The organism is Enterococcus sp. AZ080, assembly GCF_051714945.1.
GTDB classification, from domain to species: domain Bacteria; phylum Bacillota; class Bacilli; order Lactobacillales; family Enterococcaceae; genus Enterococcus_B; species Enterococcus_B pernyi.
This window is the reverse complement of record NZ_JBIOSV010000001.1, coordinates 1,752,786-1,773,008: the sequence shown is the minus strand read 5'-3', so window position 1 is coordinate 1,773,008 and position 20,223 is coordinate 1,752,786. Positions and strand designations below refer to the sequence as shown.

General features: G+C 38.6%; 26 protein-coding genes. 25 read left to right on the top strand and 1 reads right to left on the bottom strand.

Annotation, left to right across the window (positions count from 1 at the left end):
* Positions 1-107 precede the first annotated feature (107 nt).
* From IGK01_RS08345 to IGK01_RS08285, 13 genes are all read left to right on the top strand, one after another.
* Entirely contained in the window at positions 108-389 is a 282-nt protein-coding gene (locus tag IGK01_RS08345) for a TIGR04197 family type VII secretion effector (protein ID WP_438840652.1), read from the top strand.
* Positions 389-736 (top strand): DUF3958 family protein, encoded by a 348-nt coding sequence (locus tag IGK01_RS08340; protein WP_010735297.1) that lies wholly within the window; start codon positions 389-391, stop codon positions 734-736. Before IGK01_RS08345 ends, IGK01_RS08340 begins: the two co-directional genes overlap by 1 nt.
* On the top strand, positions 733-2,154 hold the full coding sequence (locus tag IGK01_RS08335) for a transposase (RefSeq protein ID WP_438748252.1): 1,422 nt from the start codon (positions 733-735) through the stop codon (positions 2,152-2,154). The genes IGK01_RS08340 and IGK01_RS08335 overlap by 4 nt, the downstream gene beginning before the upstream one ends.
* Before the next feature lie 16 nt (positions 2,155-2,170).
* A complete protein-coding gene (locus IGK01_RS08330; protein ID WP_034687665.1) occupies positions 2,171-2,533 on the top strand; it encodes a hypothetical protein in 363 nt (120 codons plus the stop codon).
* A 162-nt stretch (positions 2,534-2,695) separates the two neighbouring features.
* Positions 2,696-2,842 (top strand): hypothetical protein, encoded by a 147-nt coding sequence (locus IGK01_RS08325; protein ID WP_157072117.1) that lies wholly within the window; start codon positions 2,696-2,698, stop codon positions 2,840-2,842.
* A gap of 21 nt (positions 2,843-2,863) precedes the next feature.
* Complete coding sequence (locus IGK01_RS08320) at positions 2,864-3,031, top strand: hypothetical protein (protein ID WP_438840651.1); 168 nt, start codon at positions 2,864-2,866, stop codon at positions 3,029-3,031.
* A gap of 126 nt (positions 3,032-3,157) precedes the next feature.
* Positions 3,158-3,547 (top strand): hypothetical protein, encoded by a 390-nt coding sequence (locus IGK01_RS08315; RefSeq protein ID WP_349519760.1) that lies wholly within the window; start codon positions 3,158-3,160, stop codon positions 3,545-3,547.
* 542 nt (positions 3,548-4,089) lie between these two features.
* Positions 4,090-4,641, top strand: coding sequence for a 5-formyltetrahydrofolate cyclo-ligase (locus IGK01_RS08310; protein ID WP_349519758.1), 552 nt, complete (start codon positions 4,090-4,092; stop codon positions 4,639-4,641).
* Positions 4,642-4,659: 18 nt separating this feature from the next.
* A complete protein-coding gene (locus tag IGK01_RS08305; protein ID WP_349519756.1) occupies positions 4,660-5,364 on the top strand; it encodes a rhomboid family intramembrane serine protease in 705 nt (234 codons plus the stop codon).
* A gap of 19 nt (positions 5,365-5,383) precedes the next feature.
* Complete coding sequence (locus IGK01_RS08300; RefSeq protein WP_010735144.1) at positions 5,384-5,593, top strand: YqgQ family protein; 210 nt, start codon at positions 5,384-5,386, stop codon at positions 5,591-5,593.
* 2 nt (positions 5,594-5,595) lie between these two features.
* A complete protein-coding gene (locus IGK01_RS08295; RefSeq protein WP_019723942.1) occupies positions 5,596-6,561 on the top strand; it encodes an ROK family glucokinase in 966 nt (321 codons plus the stop codon).
* Positions 6,562-6,575: 14 nt separating this feature from the next.
* Complete coding sequence (locus IGK01_RS08290) at positions 6,576-6,971, top strand: rhodanese-like domain-containing protein (RefSeq protein ID WP_010735146.1); 396 nt, start codon at positions 6,576-6,578, stop codon at positions 6,969-6,971.
* A gap of 333 nt (positions 6,972-7,304) precedes the next feature.
* Positions 7,305-9,107, top strand: a complete 1,803-nt coding sequence (locus tag IGK01_RS08285; protein WP_438840650.1) for an FAD/NAD(P)-binding protein — start codon at positions 7,305-7,307, stop codon at positions 9,105-9,107.
* Positions 9,108-9,478: 371 nt separating this feature from the next.
* Here the strand turns inward: IGK01_RS08285 and IGK01_RS08280 are convergent, their stop codons facing one another.
* Positions 9,479-9,646, bottom strand: a complete 168-nt coding sequence (locus IGK01_RS08280) for a DUF3042 family protein (protein WP_010735150.1) — start codon at positions 9,644-9,646, stop codon at positions 9,479-9,481.
* A gap of 246 nt (positions 9,647-9,892) precedes the next feature.
* Between IGK01_RS08280 and galE the strand changes: the two genes are divergently transcribed.
* The 12 genes from galE (at position 9,893) to IGK01_RS08220 (ending at position 20,207) form a co-directional block, all read left to right on the top strand.
* Entirely contained in the window at positions 9,893-10,882 is a 990-nt protein-coding gene (gene galE, locus IGK01_RS08275; RefSeq protein ID WP_010735151.1) for a UDP-glucose 4-epimerase GalE, read from the top strand.
* 10 nt (positions 10,883-10,892) lie between these two features.
* Positions 10,893-12,377: a UDP-glucose--hexose-1-phosphate uridylyltransferase gene (galT, locus tag IGK01_RS08270; protein ID WP_224434858.1), complete on the top strand. Its 1,485-nt coding sequence runs from the start codon at positions 10,893-10,895 to the stop codon at positions 12,375-12,377.
* 29 nt (positions 12,378-12,406) lie between these two features.
* Entirely contained in the window at positions 12,407-13,402 is a 996-nt protein-coding gene (locus IGK01_RS08265; RefSeq protein WP_010735153.1) for a LacI family DNA-binding transcriptional regulator, read from the top strand.
* Between the two features lie 134 nt (positions 13,403-13,536).
* Positions 13,537-14,259 carry a tRNA (adenosine(37)-N6)-threonylcarbamoyltransferase complex dimerization subunit type 1 TsaB gene (tsaB, locus tag IGK01_RS08260; RefSeq protein ID WP_153829881.1) on the top strand — a complete coding sequence of 241 codons (723 nt, stop codon included), beginning with the start codon at positions 13,537-13,539 and terminating at the stop codon, positions 14,257-14,259.
* On the top strand, positions 14,243-14,785 hold the full coding sequence (rimI, locus tag IGK01_RS08255) for a ribosomal protein S18-alanine N-acetyltransferase (protein ID WP_375152353.1): 543 nt from the start codon (positions 14,243-14,245) through the stop codon (positions 14,783-14,785). Before tsaB ends, rimI (IGK01_RS08255) begins: the two co-directional genes overlap by 17 nt.
* 6 nt (positions 14,786-14,791) lie before the next feature.
* Positions 14,792-15,262, top strand: coding sequence for a ribosomal protein S18-alanine N-acetyltransferase (gene rimI / locus IGK01_RS08250; protein WP_010735156.1), 471 nt, complete (start codon positions 14,792-14,794; stop codon positions 15,260-15,262).
* On the top strand, positions 15,259-16,302 hold the full coding sequence (tsaD, locus tag IGK01_RS08245) for a tRNA (adenosine(37)-N6)-threonylcarbamoyltransferase complex transferase subunit TsaD (protein WP_010735157.1): 1,044 nt from the start codon (positions 15,259-15,261) through the stop codon (positions 16,300-16,302). The genes rimI (IGK01_RS08250) and tsaD overlap by 4 nt, the downstream gene beginning before the upstream one ends.
* Before the next feature lie 293 nt (positions 16,303-16,595).
* The gene (locus IGK01_RS08240; RefSeq protein ID WP_010735158.1) at positions 16,596-17,177 is read left to right on the top strand and encodes a hypothetical protein; all 582 of its coding nucleotides are present in this window, start codon (positions 16,596-16,598) and stop codon (positions 17,175-17,177) included.
* 31 nt (positions 17,178-17,208) lie between these two features.
* Entirely contained in the window at positions 17,209-17,856 is a 648-nt protein-coding gene (locus tag IGK01_RS08235) for a class D sortase (protein ID WP_023519871.1), read from the top strand.
* A gap of 9 nt (positions 17,857-17,865) precedes the next feature.
* Positions 17,866-18,720, top strand: a complete 855-nt coding sequence (locus IGK01_RS08230; protein ID WP_438840649.1) for a hypothetical protein — start codon at positions 17,866-17,868, stop codon at positions 18,718-18,720.
* Between the two features lie 20 nt (positions 18,721-18,740).
* Positions 18,741-19,517, top strand: a complete 777-nt coding sequence (locus tag IGK01_RS08225; RefSeq protein ID WP_010735161.1) for a YveK family protein — start codon at positions 18,741-18,743, stop codon at positions 19,515-19,517.
* 12 nt (positions 19,518-19,529) lie between these two features.
* The gene (locus IGK01_RS08220) at positions 19,530-20,207 is read left to right on the top strand and encodes a CpsD/CapB family tyrosine-protein kinase (protein WP_062805073.1); all 678 of its coding nucleotides are present in this window, start codon (positions 19,530-19,532) and stop codon (positions 20,205-20,207) included.
* The last annotated feature ends 16 nt before the right edge of the window (positions 20,208-20,223 follow it).

The following is a 20,223-nucleotide window of genomic DNA, read 5'->3' as shown; positions in this document are numbered from 1 at the left end:
AGTAACAAGACCTATCTAATACAATTCTCATCCAACGAAAGGTTATGTATTGTTATAATGAATATGTAAGCGTTCTATACAGCCTATATAAATCGAGGAGGAGATCTATGGTTACATTCAGCAGTAATTCTCAACAAGCCCAACAGTCCACTTCAAGAATCACCAGTGCAAACACCCCTTTAAACCAAGCATCATCGCTTCAAAATGACACACGTACAACGCTAATTGGCAATCAAGACATTCAAAGTAGCATAACATCCGCCAAAAACTCAGCCAATCAAATTGCCTCAGCCATCTCAGGCGCAGCTAGTCAATTGCAAACTGCTGCTCAAGGATTTTCTACACTAGACACTCAGTTAAGTCGAGATCTTTTTAAGGAGAGACGCTAATGAATCAATGGACAAATCTTGATACCGAGGAAACGTTGCTGCAAGCAAAAAGAGAAGAACAGGAAAAGAAAATGAAACAACTTGATGCCTGCCGTTCAGATTACCAGAATCACTTTAAAGAAATCGGAAACTTCTTATTTCGATTACAATTGTCTTACCAGAAATCGAATATCTTTACGTCCATCGAAACATTCACCTCGGAGTTTTCACATCAAAGTAGGCGATTGATGAATGGCTTTGATGAATGCCAACATCACGAAATGATCCAACAACAAAGAATCACGAATAAACTCGAAGAAATTGCTTTTGAGAAAAGAAAAATCATGTCGGAGGAACAAAACCTATGAGTATCGACATGTACCTAAACGACTCCTTAACACAAGCTACGAGCGCCAGTCACTTCTGCCAAAAACAAGTCACTGATTACCAAAATCTCCAACAAGCCATCACTCAATTCACTTTACAAACGCCCAATCTCCAAGGGAAAACCTACGACGCTGCGAAAGCCTATTTTTCTCAAATACTTTACCCACTCGTCCAAGGAGGAATCTTACTCTCCGAAGCGGTCGAAAAAGCAGCGAAACGATTTCCACAGGAATACATAAATCAAGTTGATTCCATCAGCTTGAAACAATCCGAATTAGAAGCGCAAATTCGTCAAATGAATCAATATATCACCCAAGCCGAGGGAATACGGCAGTTGCTTCTTTCACCTCATATGCCGGAAGAACACCAAGGCTTTCAACTCAATCAGAATACGTTGTTACTCATGATGTATCATGACTTGAAACACAAACTGGAAGAAAAACTCCAAAAACTCTTAGCTTACAATCAAAGTTCCGCCCAATTTTTTACAGAAATCAAAAGTCTCGAACAAGCAGTCAATCAAGGCCTTGCTCAAACGAAAACTGCTTGGAATAGCCAAACGAAGACATTCTCTATCCCAAAAGATTTGTCGTGGACAACCACGATCCAAGACAAATGGCAACAAGCAGAAAACGAGAAAAAAGGCATCGATCCAACTAAAAATAAAGAACTAGAAAAGTACAACGTCTATGCTCTCATTATTCACGATAGCGATGGGAATCCACGTGTCTTTTGGAAAATCGAAGACAAGCAATCAGGCTACGGTATCGTGAACCCCGAGCTCTATCAATATGTCACGAAAGTAGGGCAATATTTAGAACCTGAACTGATCCAATTCATGACGTACGATACTTACCAAGAAAAAGTCAATGTGGCTTGGCGCCAAGGTGTTAATTATGAAACTGGTGAAAAACTAGACCCACTCTTAGGCAGTCTCGTCTCTACCTCACAATACGTCAAAGACGGCTACACATGGATCAATGAATCTGAACTCGGTCAAGCCCTGATGATCTTAGGCTTTACGTATGCGTCTTACAAAGTCTTGACGACCATTGGTGTGAAACAGGTGGAGAGTGGTAAGATTGAGGATGTGAGTGGAATTGAATTTAATAGTAAAACTAAATTAGAAGTTCACTTTTCAAAACATGGTTCAGAAATACAACAAGCTTTAAATAAAAATCACTATTCAATAGTTGAGTATTTAAGAGATGCAAATCATGTGATTAAAGAGGGACAATTTGTTCCTGAAATGAACGGATATATCAAACTGGTTGGTGGAGAAGGAAGTGCAAAGTATGCATTTGTAGGATTAGACAGAACAACTGGGAACATAACAACCTTGCACTTAAAATCTGTAAAAGAACTTATAAAAAAAGCACCTAGTTTAGGTTTAAAATAATGGGAGATGTTATAAAATGATTAATATAAGAAAAGTAAACTGGATAGATGAAGACTCAGGAGAAGCTGATATTTTACTTTCAGATGGCTTATATTCCATTGAATGTTTTTGTAGTGATTGTGATGTATCAGAAGGTGATATGTTCACAGATATAATTTATGGATTTAACATCAAACACATTGTTAAAAGTTTAAATGAAGAATATATAATAGATAAAAAAAATGATTACTATCATGTTCAGGGAGAGCTTATAGATTTGAAAAACGAAATTCTTCAAATAGGAGAATTTAAAATAGATTTGTCAGATGGAGATATTCCAAAGGATATAAAACAACATGAATATTTAGAAGCTGATATTGCAAGAATTGATATTTACTAAGAAATCTATTGAACCAATGAAGATATAAATTGAAAAACTTAATAAACATGGTAATTGAAATAAAATCATTCATATACTAGATTTATCTAGTTTGTGAATGATTTTGGTTCTTGGGGCTTTGAGTTATACATAGAAAAGCTAATACGTGAGTAAATTTTAAGCATGGATCTAGAATATGCATCCAACTTATACAAAGTATTAACGACCACTGGTGTGAAGCAAGTAGAGAATGGTAAGATTAAAGGGCGGGAAGGAAATAAATTGTTAGAACCTAGTTTATTAGAAGAACTTTCGAAAAGCGATGTATAGTATAACCCCGATCATGTAATTATGATTGGAAAAGATTCTTCAAATAAATTATTTTGGTTTGAAAAAGGAAAAGATAAAGCAGTATTAAAGCATATTGTCAATGGACATATAGAGGATTTCAATGCTAAAGGTGTTCAAGATATTCCTAGTTTTCTACATGATACATTGAAAATAAAACCAATAACATAAGGAATCGGACCTAAAAGACCATTTTCGGTCTAAAGTATAGATGGACAAAAATATACTTTGGCATATGAAAGTAATGGTTTTGTAGTTTCTTTTTATCCAAGCACATAACTAAAAAGGAGGAAGTGTATGTATAAACTACTTTCCATAGAAGAATCAGTAGCAACACGAAACTTAGAATTGGAAAGTTTAGATACAGCTACTATTGATGTATGCTTTGATGATTCTGCTGTTACTAGTTTTAAAAATTTTGATTTTATGAAAATCAATGAAGAATATAATTGTAAAATTTATCTTTTTGGTGAACTAGATGATAGTGGTGAAAAATTTCAATATATTAGAGATGTTACAGTTGGGCGAAAAGTTTTATCAGAAGTTATAAACAAAAAAGGAGATTTGTATTATTTGAATAAAATTTCTGCAAGTGAGTCTCTTAGTAAACAAAAAATGTTAAGTTACAAGTACACTAGAAAAGATCTTGTCCAAGTGAATAATATTGTTCATACAGACTTTGAATAGCGATTTTTAAATATTAAATTAGGCGTTGTCATAGAAGAATTAGATTTATTGAAGAGCTGGGCAATAGCAAATCTTCAGGGAGAAGAGAAAGAATACATGACCGCTAGGATTGAGAATTTAGAAGAAGTCATTCCAAAATCTTTAATTTCACAAAAAGATATATTATATATTTTTTAAAAATGAAAAAAGTAAACTAAGGTTTAATAGAAATCGAGTTGTTAAGATTTAACACATTTAAATACTTGAAAATACTTAATTCATAAGCAATGAAGTTGAAACTGAATAGGAAACATAGTTAATAAAAAACATTCACATTATTAGTCAAAACTAATTTGTGAATGTTTTTTGTGGAATTTGATGGCAATAACTACATGACGTAGTCGCGGGTTACACATGGTTCAACGAATGTAAAACCAGTACAGCTATGATAAATCGATGTCCTAACTAAAATTAGACAGAACAAATCCAAAAATCTAAAAAGTTAAATTGCTATTTTCTCCGTTTTCCGCTACCATTTTAACAGAAGGTAGGCAGGTGATTATTTGGGACACGAAAAGCAGAAAAAAGACCAGCTCCGTCAATTTGGCATTAATGAACTTAAAAAAATTGCTGCAAGTGGCTACAAAAAAGAAAAAGAACAAAAAATCTATAAGCAATTGTTTGCAACCGAGTATTGGAAGCAGGCGCAAGTCATCGGTATAACTCTTTCAAATGAATTTGAAATAGATACACGACCGTTGATCGAACAAGCGAGAGCCTCAGGGAAAATCGTTGTGATCCCCAAAACATTGCCAAAACGTCAAATGGCATTTTATGAGTTCTCCGAGAACACAGTATTGGAACGTTCAAGTTTTGGTGTGTTAGAACCTGTTTCAACGCATTTTTATGAGGCAACGATGATCGATTTATTGATCGTCCCAGGAATCATCTTTCATCCAGATGGGTACAGAATCGGCTTTGGTGGAGGGTATTATGATCGCTATCTGAAAGAGTATCCGCATCAAACGTGCAGCTTGACTTTCAAAGAGATGATTCATAATGATTGGGAACCAGAAGACTTTGATAAGAAAATCCAACATTTATTGAACGACTAAAAAAACAAGGGGGTATATATGAAAGTAAATCGGCAGCAACAATTCAAATTAAAATCTTGGCTCGATGGGCCATTTTTAACACAGATTTTTTTAGTAATCCAAACAATCGTCTTTTTCGCAATGGAGGTATTACCTGGTAATAGCGTGGCTTTTGGACTAGGCATGTCTGGCCAGCATATTGCCTACCTACATGAATGGTGGCGTTTGATCACACCAATATTTATCCATTTTGGGATGATGCATTTTGTACTGAACTCTGTCGTTTTGTATTTTATGGGTTCACAAATCGAAACGGTATACGGTCATTGGCGCTTTTTCTTGATTTATTTACTTAGTGGTATCATGGGAAATGTGACCAGTTTTGCCTTCAATGAAATGAACGTATTATCTGGTGGGGCAAGTACATCGCTTTTTGGTTTATTTGGCGCGTTATTTGTTCTAGGTATTCATTACAAAAATGATAATGTGGTGAAACAGCTTGTACGCCGTTACATGATATTCATTGTTTTTTCTTTTATATTCGGTATATCAGATACCTCAGTAGATATCTGGGGACATGTTGGTGGCTTGATCGGAGGTTTCCTGATAGGGAATCTATTAGGATTACCAAATCGATCCAATGATTACTCAATCCATCATCGTATTATATCGTCGATCGTTTTTCTCTTTCTTTTTATAATATGTGTTTTAGTGGGTTTAAAAAATTATGGAATACTTGTATAATGTGAAGGAAGTGCTTTAAATGGAAAGCTTATACGACGTACAACAGCTATTCAAGAGATTTGGTATCTTTATTTATGTGGGAGCACGGATTTATGATATTGAATTGATGACGATCGAATTACGCAAGCTTTATGATAATCATTTGATCGATCACGAAACATATATGACTGCGTGGCACATCTTAAAAAGAGAACACCGAATCGAAGAGAGCAGAAAGAAAGGAATTTGATCATGGACAAAAAAATTATTGGGATTGATTTAGGTGGAACAACAGCAAAATTTGCGATCTTGACACCTGACGGAGAAATTCAACAGAAATGGAGTATCGATACCAATATTTTGGATGATGGCAAACACATTATTCCTGAAATCATTGAATCTATCAATCATCGTCTGAACTTATACGGTATGAAAGCGGAAGATTTCATCGGTATCGGTATGGGGACACCAGGAACAGTCGATAGCGAAGCTGGTACAGTGATTGGTGCGTACAATTTAAATTGGCGCGAGCTTCAATTTGTCAAAAAAATGATTGAAGAAGGAACGGGCATCAAATTTGCCATCGATAATGACGCCAATGTCGCAGCATTAGGCGAACGTTGGAAAGGTGCAGGCGAAAATGATCCTGATGTCGTATTCATCACTCTAGGTACAGGTGTTGGTGGCGGTATTGTGGCGGATGGTCATTTACTTCATGGGGTGACTGGAGCCGCTGGAGAAGTAGGACACATTACGATCGATCCAAATGGATTCGAATGTACTTGTGGCAAACGTGGCTGTTTAGAAACTGTCTCAAGTGCGACAGGTGTCGTTCGAGTGGCCCGTCATTTGGCAGAAGAATATGCCGGTGATTCACGCTTGAAAGCGATGCTTGATAATGGTGAAGAAGTAACAAGTAAAGATGTTTTTGAATTAGCAGAAGCAGATGATCCATTTGGTTTGATGGTGGTCGATCGTGTCTGTCTATATCTAGGACTAGCTTGCGGGAATTTAGGAAACACGTTGAATCCATCAAGTATTGTCATCGGTGGAGGCGTATCAGCTGCGGGAGAATTTTTACGCAGTCGTGTGGAGAAATACTTCAAAGAATTTACCTTCCCACAAGTGAGAGAATCAACAAAAATTAAATTAGCTGAATTAGGAAATGAAGCAGGCGTTATCGGTGCTGCCTCATTAGCCTTGAAATATGCTGAATAAAGTGGAGGCACGACATGGTTTTATGGATTATTAACATCATTTTATTACTGATCATCTTAGCTATCGTATTTTGGGAAGTTTACTTACGAGTAATGGCTAAACGTTCTGCAACAATGCTTGAAGAAGAAGAATTTCGTGAAGGAATGCGTCGTGCACAAGTCATCGATGTTCGTGAAAAAGATGTCTTTGATGCGGGTCATATTTTAGGCGCTAGAAATATTCCATATACAGTACTAAAAAATTCACTTGGTTCGATTCGTAAAGACCAACCGGTTTATATTTATGATCAAAAGAAAAGTTTGAGTATTCGTACAGCTAACCAACTGCGTAAAGCAGGTTACCAAGATATCTATATCTTAAAAGGCGGCTATGATGGTTGGTCAGGTAAAATCAAAAGTAAAAAAATCTAACGAGGAGTCTTGTACTTCTTATGTTACCTTAGTAGCAACAAGAATAAGAGCGGTTATTCGCTCCTTTTTCTTGTTGTTTTTTCTTATTGCAGAAAAATTATGCTATGATGGAATGAGAGGATATGATAAAGGTAGTCATCACAAAATGTTTTCCTAAATTCGGTTTTTTAATTTACGGATGTTATTTGGAAATCAGTTGGTCACAAAATAAAAAACATGAAGAACTGTTGCTCCTCAGTGAGTTAGCCAAGTAAATCATTGTAGCGCGTATTGAGTGAAATCAAGAGAAAAGATGCGTGACAATCAAGCAAATACATATAGGTAGGTGGATAGATGAGAATTGGGATCATCGGGGCAGGACCTCGTGGACTTAGCATGTTAGAGCGTTTACTCTATAATCAACAACAAGAAAATATTGAGATCCTCCTTTTTGATCCAAGTGGAATCGGTGGCAAGGTTTGGCGAGTCGATCAGCCAAAAGAAGTACTGATGAATTCATTGGCGTCACAAGTGACGATGTTTACGGATGAGACATTAAGTAGTGGAGGCGTGGTCGCTAACGGAGTGAATCTTTATCAATGGGCGAAAGAATTTGCCCCTTCTTATCTTAGTCAGACAACTATCAAAGAAAAAGAAGCGTTTTTGTGTGAAGCAGCTAATTTATTAGAAAATCAACCAACAAGTCGTCGCTTCTTTGGCGTCTATCTCCAATGGTTTTACGCGCGCCTACAAGAACGATTTTCTGATCGTTTCGATTATATACAAGAATTAGTTATCGAAGCCACCAAGAAAGAGAAACAATTCATTCTGCGAACTAAAGAAGAAGCCTATGTGGTGGATCAACTGATCCTAGCAACGGGTCATTGGGAACATGAACAAACGTCAGAAGAAAGCCAATTAAGTGAGTATGCGGCTGAGCATCACTTATTTTACCAAGGACCAGCTAATCCAGCCGATGTTGATTTATCGATGATTCCTGCCCAAGAACCGGTGTTTATTCGGGGGTTAGGACTCTGTTTTTTTGATTATATTGGTTTGTTGACACAACAACGAGGCGGTCGCTTTGAAGAATTGGAAGGTCGATTGGTTTATCGTCCGTCGGGAGAAGAGCCAGTCGTCTATTGCGGCTCTCGGCGAGGCTTACCTTACTATCCCCACGGACGCAACCAGAAAAAAGTTGGCGAGGTGGCACAACCAGTCATTCTGACGCAAGAACGATTAAATATGTATTATCGTACTAAAAAACTGACTGGGGAGGATTTTTTTACTGACTTAAAAAAAGATCTCGAATTGTTTTATTATAAAAAAGTGATCGAGGAACATGGGTTGTCGATTGCTCTCAGCGAATTTCAAGAAGTCTTTCTTGGGGCTACAGAAAAGGAATGGCTGCGAAAATATCCTGAATTATCAAGCCACTTGTGGTCATGGGACTTACTGGATCACTTGCTCGACCACACGTTGCCGTATCAACAAATGAGTCGGAGGTATATCGAAGATCAAATCAATGAAGCGTTAAAAGGCAATGTGAGTGGTCCATTGATTGCGACGTTGGATGCATTGAAAGATTGGCGAAATATCGTGCATCAAGTGATGCTATGGGAAGTTTTTTCTGCAAAAGAATATAAAGAAATATTGTGGCAATGGTTCAATACGTTTGATGCGTTTTTTACTATTGGTCCGCCTTTACGAAGAACGCAGGAATTAGCAGCATTGATCGATGCAGGAATTTTCCATTTGGTGGAACCTCCTTTTACTGTTGTAGGAAAGGACAAGAGATTTCACCTGGAACCAGAAGGGTTTACAAGTAGCTATCTAATTGAGGCACGATTACCAAAAAATGACTTACGAACAACAAGAAATCCAGCCTTGATCAGTCTACGTGATGCCCAGATCCTTCAGCCATTCCAGTTGCATGATCCAAGTGGCGATTTCGTTTCTGGTGCGGTAGCAATCGAACGAGAAAATTCACGTGTGATCGATGCCCATGGAGAAGTACAAAACAATTTGTATTGTATCGGCATCCCAACTGAAGGGGTAGAATGGTTAACAGCCTCCGTTCCGAGACCCTATGTCGATTTTTGGAATCTTAGACAAATTGATCGTATCGCACAACTGATTTTAGCAGAAAAATCATAAAAAGAACGTTCCTTTAGGAGAGAGGGACATTAGTTCTCTCCCACCAACTAAAACCGAATAAATGGCGGGAACAGAAGTAACCTCTTGGGAAATAAGGCGCCATCCACAAAAATTTGAAGAACAATTTTCGTGGATGGCGCCTTATTTCTCGAGGCTAAACACTTCTGTCCTGACACTTGTAAGAACGTTCTTTTTGGATAGCATGAGGGAGATAGTGGAAACACAACTGTGCTATTTGTCAGCTTCCATTTCTATCGTAACTTAAAAATGCGAGTTTTAGAAAAAACTCGGTAGAAACAAAAAAACCCAAAAAATTGAAGAACAACTTTGGGTTTTTTGTTTTTGAAGCTGAATGCTTCAATCACTAGCTCTTATCGTGATACACGTTTTCTCATTGCTTTTTTACGATTTTCTTCAATCATTGCTTCTTTTTCGTCGATTGGGTCGATGACTGTTTTCTTCACAGAAGTTACTAAACCAGCCACAGCTGCTACAGTAGCCAAGCTACCTACTAAGATACCTGATACAAATTTTTTCATAATGATTCACCTCATTTATCTATTTGACACTTCTATTATGAAGCAAAACAAGGAAAAACGCTAGTCTTTCGTTTTTTTATTTGAAACCCTTTACAATAAAATGTTGAAAAAATTTACTAAATGTTTTATTATAAATTTACTAAATAAAATGAAAGAAGGTTTTGTCAAAAAAAGTCCCTGTTTTCTGGTCATCACTTTTGTTAAAATAAATAACGAATATAATTATATGGATAAAGGAGTCTTAACATGACAATTTTAGTATTAGGCGGAGCAGGCTATATTGGTTCCCATGCCGTCGATCAATTAATTGAAAAGGGCTATGATGTAGCAGTCGTGGATAATCTTTTGACAGGCCATCGTCAAGCAGTTCATACTGATGCACGTTTTTATGAAGGCGATATTCGTGACAAAGAATTTTTACGTGGAGTTTTCCAAAAAGAAACGATTGAGGGCGTCTTGCACTTTGCAGCGAGCTCGTTAGTCGGTGAATCAGTTGAAAAACCCTTAGTCTACTTCAATAATAATGTTTATGGCATGCAAGTATTATTAGAAGTAATGCACGAGTTTGATGTGAAACGGATTGTCTTTTCTTCAACAGCTGCGACTTACGGTGAGCCAAAAGAATCGCCAATTACAGAGGGGTCACCAACGAATCCGAAAAATCCTTATGGCGAAAGTAAGTTGATGATGGAAAAAATGATGAAATGGTGTGACGAAGCATATGGCATGCGTTATGTGGCTTTACGCTATTTTAATGTAGCAGGAGCTAAGAATGATGCGTCGATCGGCGAAGATCATACGCCCGAAACTCATTTAGTGCCGATCATTTTACAAGTAGCTTTAGGCCAACGAGAGTCATTAGCAATCTATGGGGATAATTATGATACGCCAGACGGAACATGTATCAGAGATTACGTACAAGTAGAAGATCTGATTGCTGCGCATATTTTAGCTTTAGAATATTTAAAAGCTGGAAATGAAAGCAACTTCTTCAACTTGGGAAGTAACAAAGGTTATTCAGTCACAGAGATGCTAGAAGCAGCACGAGAAGTCACAGGCCGTGATATCCCTGCGAAAATCGCACCACGAAGAGCAGGTGATCCAAGTCGTTTAGTAGCGTCAAGTGAAAAAGCGAGAGCAATCCTTGGCTGGGCACCTGAATATACAGATGTGAAAGAAATCATCAAAACTGCTTGGGCATGGCATGAAAGCCATCCTAACGGGTATGAAAAGTAGGTGGAAGAAAATGACGATTAGTCAAACAATTGCAGATTTTGTCACACTAGCAATCGCGTCTGGTGGTTGGATGGAAATGGACCGTATCTACTTACAAAATCGTATTTTAGGTCTTATTGGCGAAGAAGCCGGCGACTCTTTTGAAGTACGTCCAGTGCAAGAAGAATCGGTCGATCTATTGGATCGTTTAGTTGAACAAGCAAAAGAAAATGGCTTGGTGACGGATGTAACAGCTGACCGAGAAATATTTGAGGCACAATTGATGGATTTCTTGACGCCACCACCTTCTGTTGTCAATGCTTTTTTTGCTCAACATTATTCAAAAAGTCCAGAAGAAGCAACGGATTATTTTTATCAGTTGAGCCGCAACAATGACTATATCAAAACACGAGCCATCGCAAAAAATATCGTGTATACTTATCCGTCTGAATATGGGGAGTTGGAAATCACGATCAATCTATCTAAACCTGAAAAAGAGCCAAAACAAATTGCTGCAGAAAGAAAAGCGGTACAAGTCAATTACCCATCGTGTATGTTATGTATGGAAAATGAAGGGTACAAAGGAAGGTTGAATTACCCAGCACGAACCAATCATCGAATCATCCGAATGAACTTAGACGGAGAAAGTTGGGGATTTCAGTATTCGCCTTATGCCTACTACAATGAACACTCGATCATTTTATCAGAAGAACATCGACCAATGCGCATCACTAAAGAAACGTTTGCTCGGTTGTTGAAGATCACTGAAGTCTTACCACACTATTTCGTAGGTTCAAATGCTGATTTGCCGATCGTTGGTGGATCGATCCTTTCACATGACCATTATCAAGCTGGACGTCACGAATTTCCGATGGCAAAAGCGCCGATGGAGAAATTGATCAAGCTAAGCGAGTATCCGCAGGTGATTGCAGGGATCGTCAAATGGCCGATGTCGGTGATCCGGTTACAGTCGCCCGATAAAGATTTATTAGTAGAAGCAGCAGATGCGGTCTTAAACAAATGGCAGAACTATTCAGATGAATCAGTATCAGTCATCGCCTATTCAGCAGATGGTACGCCACACCACACGATCACGCCGATTGCTCGTCGAAGAGATGATTACTTTGAAATCGACTTAGTATTGCGCGACAACAATGTGTCCGAAGAATATCCTGAAGGGATTTTCCATCCTCATCGTGATATCCAACATATCAAAAAAGAAAACATTGGCTTGATCGAAGTTATGGGGTTGGCTGTGTTGCCGCCACGCTTAAAACCAGAATTGGAAGAAGTGAAGCAATATCTACTGGGTGAAGAAAATCAAGTCGCGGACTACCATCGTGAATGGGCAGAACAGCTAAAACAAGCAAATCCTGATTTGACTGAAGAGACTGCGACAGTTGTTATCCAAAATGCTGTTGGGCAAGTCTTCGCCAGAGTTTTAGAAGATGCCGGTGTCTTCAAACGGGACGAACAAGGAAGAGCTGCGTTCTTGCGCTTTACTGAAACATTATAAGCATCGGTCACTTACAGGAGGGGAAACGAATGGCCACAATCAAAGATATTGCTCAGTTGGCGGGAGTTTCTCCTGCCACTGTCTCAAGAGTGCTGAATTATGATGAGAAATTGTCAGTAGGAATGGAAACGAAACAAAAAATTTTTGAAGTAGCTGAACACTTGAATTATAAAAAACATCATAAGAATCTAGCCTCTGAAAAACAAACGATCAAATTGATCCAATGGTATGATACACAAGAAGAATTAGAAGATCTTTATTATCTTTCTATACGCTTAGGAATCGAAAAAAAAGCGGAAGAAGCGAATATTCGCCTTATCAAGGAAACATGGGATGCCATCAGTGAGCAATCTGCAGATGGAACGATTGCTTTAGGAAAGTTTGACGAAGAGCAATTGAAAGAATTGAAACGTACGCAAGAGAACCTTTTACTTGTCGATTCAGATGGCACAAGATTTGGCATCGATTCATTAGTCGTTGATTTTGAGTCGAGTCTTCGCTTAGTGATGGATCATTTCTTACAAGAAGAAGTCAAACAACTCGTGATGTTAGCCGGAAAAGAGTACACGAAGCAACACCGAACACCGGTGACTGATCCTAGAACGGCAATTTTTCAAAAACTGATCAGTGAAGAAAAGAACCTCACAGGAAAGATCATTGAAGCGGATTTTTCAGTGGAGGCAGGATATCAAGCTGTTCATGATTTTTTATTGCAAGAAAAGGAATTACCGGATGCGTTGTTTGCTGCGAATGATGCATTAGCAATTGGTGCATTGAAGGCAATCAAAGAAGCAGGATTGACTATTCCGCAAGATATCTCAGTGATTGGCTTCAATGATATCAGCGTGGCAAAGTATGTCTCACCACCCCTCTCTACAGTCAAAGTGTACACCGAATGGATGGGGGAGTTGGCAGTTGAGACATTGACCCAGTTAATCCATAGTACTGCACCGGTTGCAAGAAAAATCACGATCGCGACAGAACTAATTTTACGAGAATCAACAAAACAATCTACGATCAAATAGACGATTATCAACCTAAGTATAGGGGTGGAAATTTCGACAGCGGCGAGAGCCAAACTTGATTTTTCCTCCCCTTTTTTACCTCGAAGTATGCTACAATGATAAACGACATTAGAGTAGTAGAAGGGAACGGTCAAATGATTACATTAGGGATCGATACAGCAAATCAAACCTTAGCTGTTGGCGTATTGGAAGACGAAACAGTGTTAGGTCAAATCCAAATCAATAGAAAGAAAAATCATAGTCTGACGTTGATGCCAGCGTTGGATCAATTGATCTCAGATTGCCAACTCACACCAGAACAAATCGATCGAATTGCTGTGTCAAGTGGTCCAGGATCTTATACAGGATTGAGAATCGGTGTCACAACTGCCAAGACATTAGCATATACTTTAAATAAAGAATTGGTTGGTGTTTCCAGTCTTGCTGTACTTGCAGCAAATTGCGTAGGAATCGAAGGAATCATTGTACCGATATTTGATGCGAGAAGAAAAAATGTTTATGCTGGTGCCTATCGCTGGCATCATGGAACATTAGAAAACGTTCTAGAGGACAGACATATTGCTTTCGTAGAATTAACCGAAAAATTAAAACAAATGGATGGATCGATCACTTTTGTCGGTAGCGATTGCCACAAATTCAACTCAGAAATCGCTGAATCAATACCTGATGCTAAGCGTAACTCCTTGCCACTTTGGGATATTCCTAGTGGAGTTGTCGTCGCGCAATTAGGGGCTTCAAGTAATCCGGTCAACGATATCCAAGCCTTTTTACCACGTTACTTGAAACGAGTGGAAGCAGAAGAAAAATGGTTGGAGACACATACGCCAGGAGAAGAAAGCTATGTTGAAAAAATTTAAAGCCTATCTACGGACCATGCTTCAAGAAAAAGCAGATTATCCAGAGAAAACGGTCACTGTAGGCGAAAAGCAATTTCAAATACGGGAACTGACAGTTGAGGATGTCAAGGCGTTGTTAAGTATCGAACGGGAAGTTTATTTGGGGGAATTACCTTGGACAAAAAGTGCGTTCATCTCAGAGCTGACTTCCCCATTCATGACTTTATATTTAGGGATATTCGATCGAGAAGAATTATTCGGCTTTGTTGGATCCAGAGTATTAGGACTCGATTGCCATCTCACAAACATTGCGGTCAGTCCGAGTTACCAACGGCAGCGTGTCGGTACCTATTTAATCAACGAGATCGAGACATTCGCACGGATGAATCAATGCGAGACCATGTCATTAGAAGTACGGATCAGTAATCAGAATGCCCAACGCTTATACAGAAAACTAGGCTTCCAATCGAGAAAAGTAAAAAAAGGGTATTATACAGAAACGAATGAAGATGCCTTAGATATGGTAAAACTATTAAAAGAAGAGTGAAATAAAGTGATTGAAGAAAAAACAGCTTTCAATGATACAAAATTAGCCCAAGCGCTTTGGCAAGTCAGTGACGATGCTTTTTTAAATGGGTCACCTTGGACAAAAGATCAATTTTTGTCTGATATCCAACAACCACAAACCAATTATTTAGTCGTTCATCAAGCAGAGGAAATCATTGGCTTTATTGGATATGCCAAAGTACTTGATGAAGTAGAAGTGACGAATCTTGCAGTTCTGACTGCTGAACAACACAAAGGTGTAGCAAGACAATTATTACAAGAGATGCTGCAACGAGAAAAAGCTAACCAAGCGCATAGTGTTTTTTTAGAAGTACGACAGTCAAATATTGCTGCCCAACACCTTTACGAATCAGAAAAATTCCGCCAAGTAGGTAAACGAAAAGCCTACTATCATGATCCGGTCGAGGATGCGGTCATCATGTGTACAAAGCTAAAAACAGAGGTGATGAAACCATGAATGAAAAACAAACAGAATTGATTTTAGCAATTGAGTCAAGCTGTGATGAAACAAGCGTAGCGGTCGTGAAAGATGGGCAAGAAATCTTATCAAATATCGTTGCCTCTCAAATCAACAGCCATAAACGCTTTGGCGGGATCGTACCTGAAGTGGCCAGTCGCCATCATGTAGAGCAAATTACTTTATGTCTTGAAGAAGCGTTGGTGGAAGCAGGCGTGACCGCCGAACAACTTACCGCGGTTGCTGTCACAGAAGGACCAGGCCTTGTGGGGGCATTACTCATCGGTATTTCAGCAGCAAAGGCTTTTGCTTGGGCAAATCATCTGCCATTGATCCCTGTCAATCATATGGCAGGACATATTTACTCCGCCCGCTTCGAAAAAGCGTATGAATTTCCATTGATGGCGTTGTTGGTCAGTGGAGGGCACACGGAGTTAGTTTATATGGAAGAAGATGGCGCTTATGAGATCATCGGTGAAACAAGAGACGATGCCGCTGGAGAAGCCTACGACAAAGTAGGACGTGTTTTAGGATTGAGCTATCCAAGTGGAAAAGAAATCGATGAATTAGCCCATCAAGGGAAAGATGCCTACCACTTTCCTCGGGCAATGCTTCGCGAAGATAACTATGATTTTAGTTTCAGTGGCTTAAAAAGTGCATTTATCAATTTAGTCCACAACGCGGAGCAACGAGGGGAAGAATTAGATCGAGCAGACCTTGCTGCGAGTTTTCAAGCCAGTGTTGTCGAAGTCTTGGTAACAAAAACGATACGTGCTTGCAAAATTTATCCGGTGAAGCAATTAATCCTTGCAGGCGGTGTTGCTGCTAATCAAGGACTAAGAGAAAGTTTGAGAAAAAATTTAGCCACAGAATTACCTGAATTGGAACTGATCGTACCACCATTACGTCTTTGTGGGGACAATGCGGCAATGATCGGAGCCGCTGCATCTGTCGAATGGCGAAAAGGGCATCTTGCTGATTATCGACTGAATGCAGAACCAGGTTTAGTGTTAGGTGAGTCCTTGGAAAATGTCAGGTAAATCACCTGACATTTAACCTAGATATTCGCAAACAAAAAGATTATATGAATATAATCTATGCTGTGGTAAAAATTGCTAGGGGATGGGAATCTTATCCTTTTTTATACACTTAATATCAACATGGCTGATAGGCCCAAAAAAACATAAATTTACTTAGGTTATATAAATTGTGTCAGCTAACTCTATGTGATAGTATAAGAAATGTAGAAAATAAAATGAATAATGTTATTTTCTATAATGTTTTATCTGAAGGCTGAAAGCCTTCACAATAAAATGCAAAGGAGGTCGAATGGATGAAAAAGTTTGTCGGATATTTAGTTGTATTTTTCACTGCATTATTGTTCACTGTTCCTGTAGATGCCGCTGGCGCGATTTCTGCGAATGAGCAACAGATCCTAGACTTGTTAAAAGCACCAGTAAGTATTCAAGGAAAAGAATTCACTGTCCCTGATACTTACATTACACAAGCCGAAAACCATTTGAAACAAAATGATTTAACGGATGCACAAGTAGAAACTGCCGTTACAGGTATTCAAAATGTGCGTAATCTGTTAGGTTCAGTAACAATCGATATGACAGGAATCAACACGCTTGATGATTTGATTCGTGCTTTACCGCGGGATATCATCATGCAAATCCAACAAGAGGTAACGAGAGTTGCTGACGCGTTGGGATTAGTTGTACTAAGTTGGAATGGCAGCGATATCCAAATCGGTGCAAAAAATGCTGATGGAACAACTTCACCAGCTTTTAGCACTAGTTCTCCAATTAAACAAACAGGTGGTAATTATACCGCTAGTGCAATGGCAATTGCTTCATTACTATTAGTCGCAGCAGGTGCGGTTGTAGTAGGAAGAAAGACAAAGATTGCGTAAAAAGCGCAAGCTTCTTAAGAGACTAGGGGCAATGCTTTTTGTCCCTGTCTTTTTTTTGGCAGCTGGTTATTCTCTAATGTACGTCATAGGAAGACCTGTCATTCATTTTGCCACTTCTTCTTTAAATTTGTTTTTACTTTCAGATGTTCCAACATTCGAAACGCAAGAACAAAGCTTTGAAGCTGTAAAAGAAGAAGATGTCGCTAAAGATGAGAACAATGAACTGGCATCTAGCAGTATCGCTTACCCTAGAGGTGGCGAACGCTATGGTGACATCATGGTAGATTCTTTAGATCTGAATGTGCCTTTGTATTTTGGAGATACCGATGAGATATTAAGAAAAGGTGCGGGACAATATATGGGTTCTGTCTACATAGGTGAGACTGGAACGTCACTAGTCGGTGGGCACAATGTTGATGGGTTTGGTAAGCTAAGCGGTATTCAAACAAATGATATCGTGACAGCTAAGACGACCTATGCGAATTACCGCTATCAAGTAAAAGAAATGGTGATTCGTCATAAAGATGATCCGGAAATCAATGAATTGATCAGTCAAAAAGATAAACCAATACTGCTTCTTTATACATGCTATCCTGTTGATAGTTTAGGCATGACGGATGAACGACTTTTTGTTATCTGTGAGTTAGTTGAAGGTCCGTTGATCAATCCTAATAAATAGGAGGAAATCATGAGTACGCAAAAATTCATGCAAAAAGGGTCTCGTTGGCTACTTACTTTTATTTGTTCTTTGAGTTTGTTTGCCGGCATGACGTTAGTTGTATTGAGACTAACGTTGTTCAACCAACAGTTTATGGAAAAAGCCATGGAAGAAGCCAATTATTCAGAAACGATCACCTCTGAGATCAATCAAAGAATCAGCGATCTAGGTCGAGGAAGCAATATTCCTGCAGATGTATTGGCAGACACTGTTCCTCAAGCTTATGTACAATCGAATGTTGAACACTATATTCGCACCATTTATACAGACATTCCTTTTTTGATTGAACGGACAGAGGATGTAGACAAAATCATCCAGAAAAAAGTCGAAGATTATGCGAAAGAAAACAATTATGAAATCAATGCAGAAACGCAACAATCGATTGACAATCTAAAAAAATCTGCCATCGAAACCTATAGTGAATATATTGAGATCCCTTATCTTTTGACCTATGGGAAGCAAGTGATGGGGTATAAAAGAACGCTGACCTTATTGCTCTTCTTTACAATGACAGTTTCTGCATTATTAGTGATTGCGATCATTGCAATCGACACACGTTTTTTCCATCGTGCGTTACGCTATTTAAGTTATGCAGTGGGTGGCGCTGGTCTAATGCTTTTAGCGTTACCTCTTTTTGTGTACCTTTCAAAAATGGTCGAGCGTATCGGCATCAATTCAAAGTCGCTCTATCATTTTTTAACTACGTATCTAAGCAACTTTATTGTAACATTTATCCAATGGGGAATCGTGCTCATTATTTGTAGTTTCATCATCTGGATGTTGAGCGAACTATTAAGAAGACGAAAAGTTAAGAAAAGATATTAACGATAGAAAGTGGAGAAAACATGGAAGAAACGATTAGTCTAGGAGAATTATTTGAGATTTTAAGAAAGCGTTGGTTGCTGATTCTTGCGACCACGCTTGCCGGATTTGCATTAGCTGCTGGAGTCACGTTCTTTTTGATCACACCTAAATACAGTTCATCAGCTGAGATGATCGTTCAGTCAAAAGCAGAAAATACGAATACGAATCTACAAGATGTCAACGCTAACGTATTGTTGATCAATACTTACAAAGATATGATTTTAGGTGATGTTGTCATCAATGATGTTCAAAGAGAACTTGAACAAAATTATGGACAAAGTCTTACAAAGGGTGAGTTGAAATCGGTGATCAGTGTCAATCAATCACAAAACTCACAAATGTTCCAAATCGTTGCAACTGTTGATAATCCAGATCATGCGACGGATATCGCCAACGTCACAGCACAAGTTTTCCAATCAAAAGCAACGGACGTATTGAATGTCAATAAAGTGACGATCACTTCTGCAGCACAAAGCAATCCTACACCTGTTTCACCAAATAACATGTTGAACGTAGTTATTGGTGGGTTACTTGGCTTGATGATTGGAGTCGGATTAGCCTTTCTTCTAGAGTTGTTAGATAAAACAGTTAAAGATGAACGTTTTGTCACAGAAGAATTAGGATTGCCGATACTTGGAGATGTCAATGAAATGACGAAGAAAGAACTTGAAAACGGCCGTATGTTTCAACCAGCAGAAGTCGAAACGATTGAAACAACAGAACAAAGAGAAAGCCGTCGTTCTCGAAAACGTGTATAAGGAGAAGTATTTATGAAGAAAAACACTATTTTACCTGTTTCACTCCTCAGCATTACCGATAAAAATGCCATGGTTTCCGAACAATATCGGACGATCCGTTCAAATATCCAATTTGCTTCTGTCGATCGTGAATTGAAGACGATGGTCGTGACTTCATCTGGTCCAGGTGAAGGAAAATCAACAACAGCTGCTAACTTAGCTGTCGTATTCGCAAATAGTGGCAAAAGAGTTTTGCTGGTTGATGCTGATTTGAGAAAACCAAGTGTAGCATTGACTTTTCAATTGCCAAATGTCAATGGATTAAGTAATTTCTTAGGCGATCGTGAAGGAAGACCGGAATCATATTATCACACCAGTTCCGTCGAAAATCTTTGGGTCATGACAAGTGGACCGAAACCACCGAATCCATCAGAACTACTTGATTCGAAACGAATGGAAGAAGTGATCGAACAACTAAAAGCAGTATTTGATTTGATCATTTTTGATTTACCACCCATTGCAACAGTCACTGATGCTCAGATCTTAGCCGCAAAAACAGATGGGACACTTTTAGTCGTCCGAGAACGCAAAACAATGAAACAAGAATTAATCAAAGCGAAAGAACTGCTATCCATTGCACAAGCAACGATTTTAGGTGTTGTTTACAACGGTGCGAAGAAGAATGCAGATTTTAATTATTATTACTATTGATGAGGAAGTGAGCAAA

Bases quoted from the DNA above. Each gene is read 5' to 3' on its own strand.
- IGK01_RS08345 (WP_438840652.1), top strand. From the start codon at position 108: ATGGTTACATTCAGCAGTAATTCTCAACAAGCCCAACAGTCCACTTCA.
- IGK01_RS08340 (WP_010735297.1), top strand. From the start codon at position 389: ATGAATCAATGGACAAATCTTGATACCGAGGAAACGTTGCTGCAAGCA.
- IGK01_RS08335 (WP_438748252.1), top strand. From the start codon at position 733: ATGAGTATCGACATGTACCTAAACGACTCCTTAACACAAGCTACGAGC.
- IGK01_RS08330 (WP_034687665.1), top strand. From the start codon at position 2,171: ATGATTAATATAAGAAAAGTAAACTGGATAGATGAAGACTCAGGAGAA.
- IGK01_RS08325 (WP_157072117.1), top strand. From the start codon at position 2,696: ATGGATCTAGAATATGCATCCAACTTATACAAAGTATTAACGACCACT.
- IGK01_RS08320 (WP_438840651.1), top strand. From the start codon at position 2,864: ATGATTGGAAAAGATTCTTCAAATAAATTATTTTGGTTTGAAAAAGGA.
- IGK01_RS08315 (WP_349519760.1), top strand. From the start codon at position 3,158: ATGTATAAACTACTTTCCATAGAAGAATCAGTAGCAACACGAAACTTA.
- IGK01_RS08305 (WP_349519756.1), top strand. From the start codon at position 4,660: ATGAAAGTAAATCGGCAGCAACAATTCAAATTAAAATCTTGGCTCGAT.
- IGK01_RS08300 (WP_010735144.1), top strand. From the start codon at position 5,384: ATGGAAAGCTTATACGACGTACAACAGCTATTCAAGAGATTTGGTATC.
- IGK01_RS08295 (WP_019723942.1), top strand. From the start codon at position 5,596: ATGGACAAAAAAATTATTGGGATTGATTTAGGTGGAACAACAGCAAAA.
- IGK01_RS08290 (WP_010735146.1), top strand. From the start codon at position 6,576: ATGGTTTTATGGATTATTAACATCATTTTATTACTGATCATCTTAGCT.
- IGK01_RS08285 (WP_438840650.1), top strand. From the start codon at position 7,305: ATGAGAATTGGGATCATCGGGGCAGGACCTCGTGGACTTAGCATGTTA.
- IGK01_RS08280 (WP_010735150.1), bottom strand. From the start codon at position 9,646: ATGAAAAAATTTGTATCAGGTATCTTAGTAGGTAGCTTGGCTACTGTA.
- galE (WP_010735151.1), top strand. From the start codon at position 9,893: ATGACAATTTTAGTATTAGGCGGAGCAGGCTATATTGGTTCCCATGCC.
- galT (WP_224434858.1), top strand. From the start codon at position 10,893: ATGACGATTAGTCAAACAATTGCAGATTTTGTCACACTAGCAATCGCG.
- IGK01_RS08265 (WP_010735153.1), top strand. From the start codon at position 12,407: ATGGCCACAATCAAAGATATTGCTCAGTTGGCGGGAGTTTCTCCTGCC.
- tsaB (WP_153829881.1), top strand. From the start codon at position 13,537: ATGATTACATTAGGGATCGATACAGCAAATCAAACCTTAGCTGTTGGC.
- rimI (WP_375152353.1), top strand. From the start codon at position 14,243: ATGTTGAAAAAATTTAAAGCCTATCTACGGACCATGCTTCAAGAAAAA.
- tsaD (WP_010735157.1), top strand. From the start codon at position 15,259: ATGAATGAAAAACAAACAGAATTGATTTTAGCAATTGAGTCAAGCTGT.
- IGK01_RS08240 (WP_010735158.1), top strand. From the start codon at position 16,596: ATGAAAAAGTTTGTCGGATATTTAGTTGTATTTTTCACTGCATTATTG.
- IGK01_RS08235 (WP_023519871.1), top strand. From the start codon at position 17,209: ATGCTTTTTGTCCCTGTCTTTTTTTTGGCAGCTGGTTATTCTCTAATG.
- IGK01_RS08230 (WP_438840649.1), top strand. From the start codon at position 17,866: ATGAGTACGCAAAAATTCATGCAAAAAGGGTCTCGTTGGCTACTTACT.
- IGK01_RS08225 (WP_010735161.1), top strand. From the start codon at position 18,741: ATGGAAGAAACGATTAGTCTAGGAGAATTATTTGAGATTTTAAGAAAG.
- IGK01_RS08220 (WP_062805073.1), top strand. From the start codon at position 19,530: ATGAAGAAAAACACTATTTTACCTGTTTCACTCCTCAGCATTACCGAT.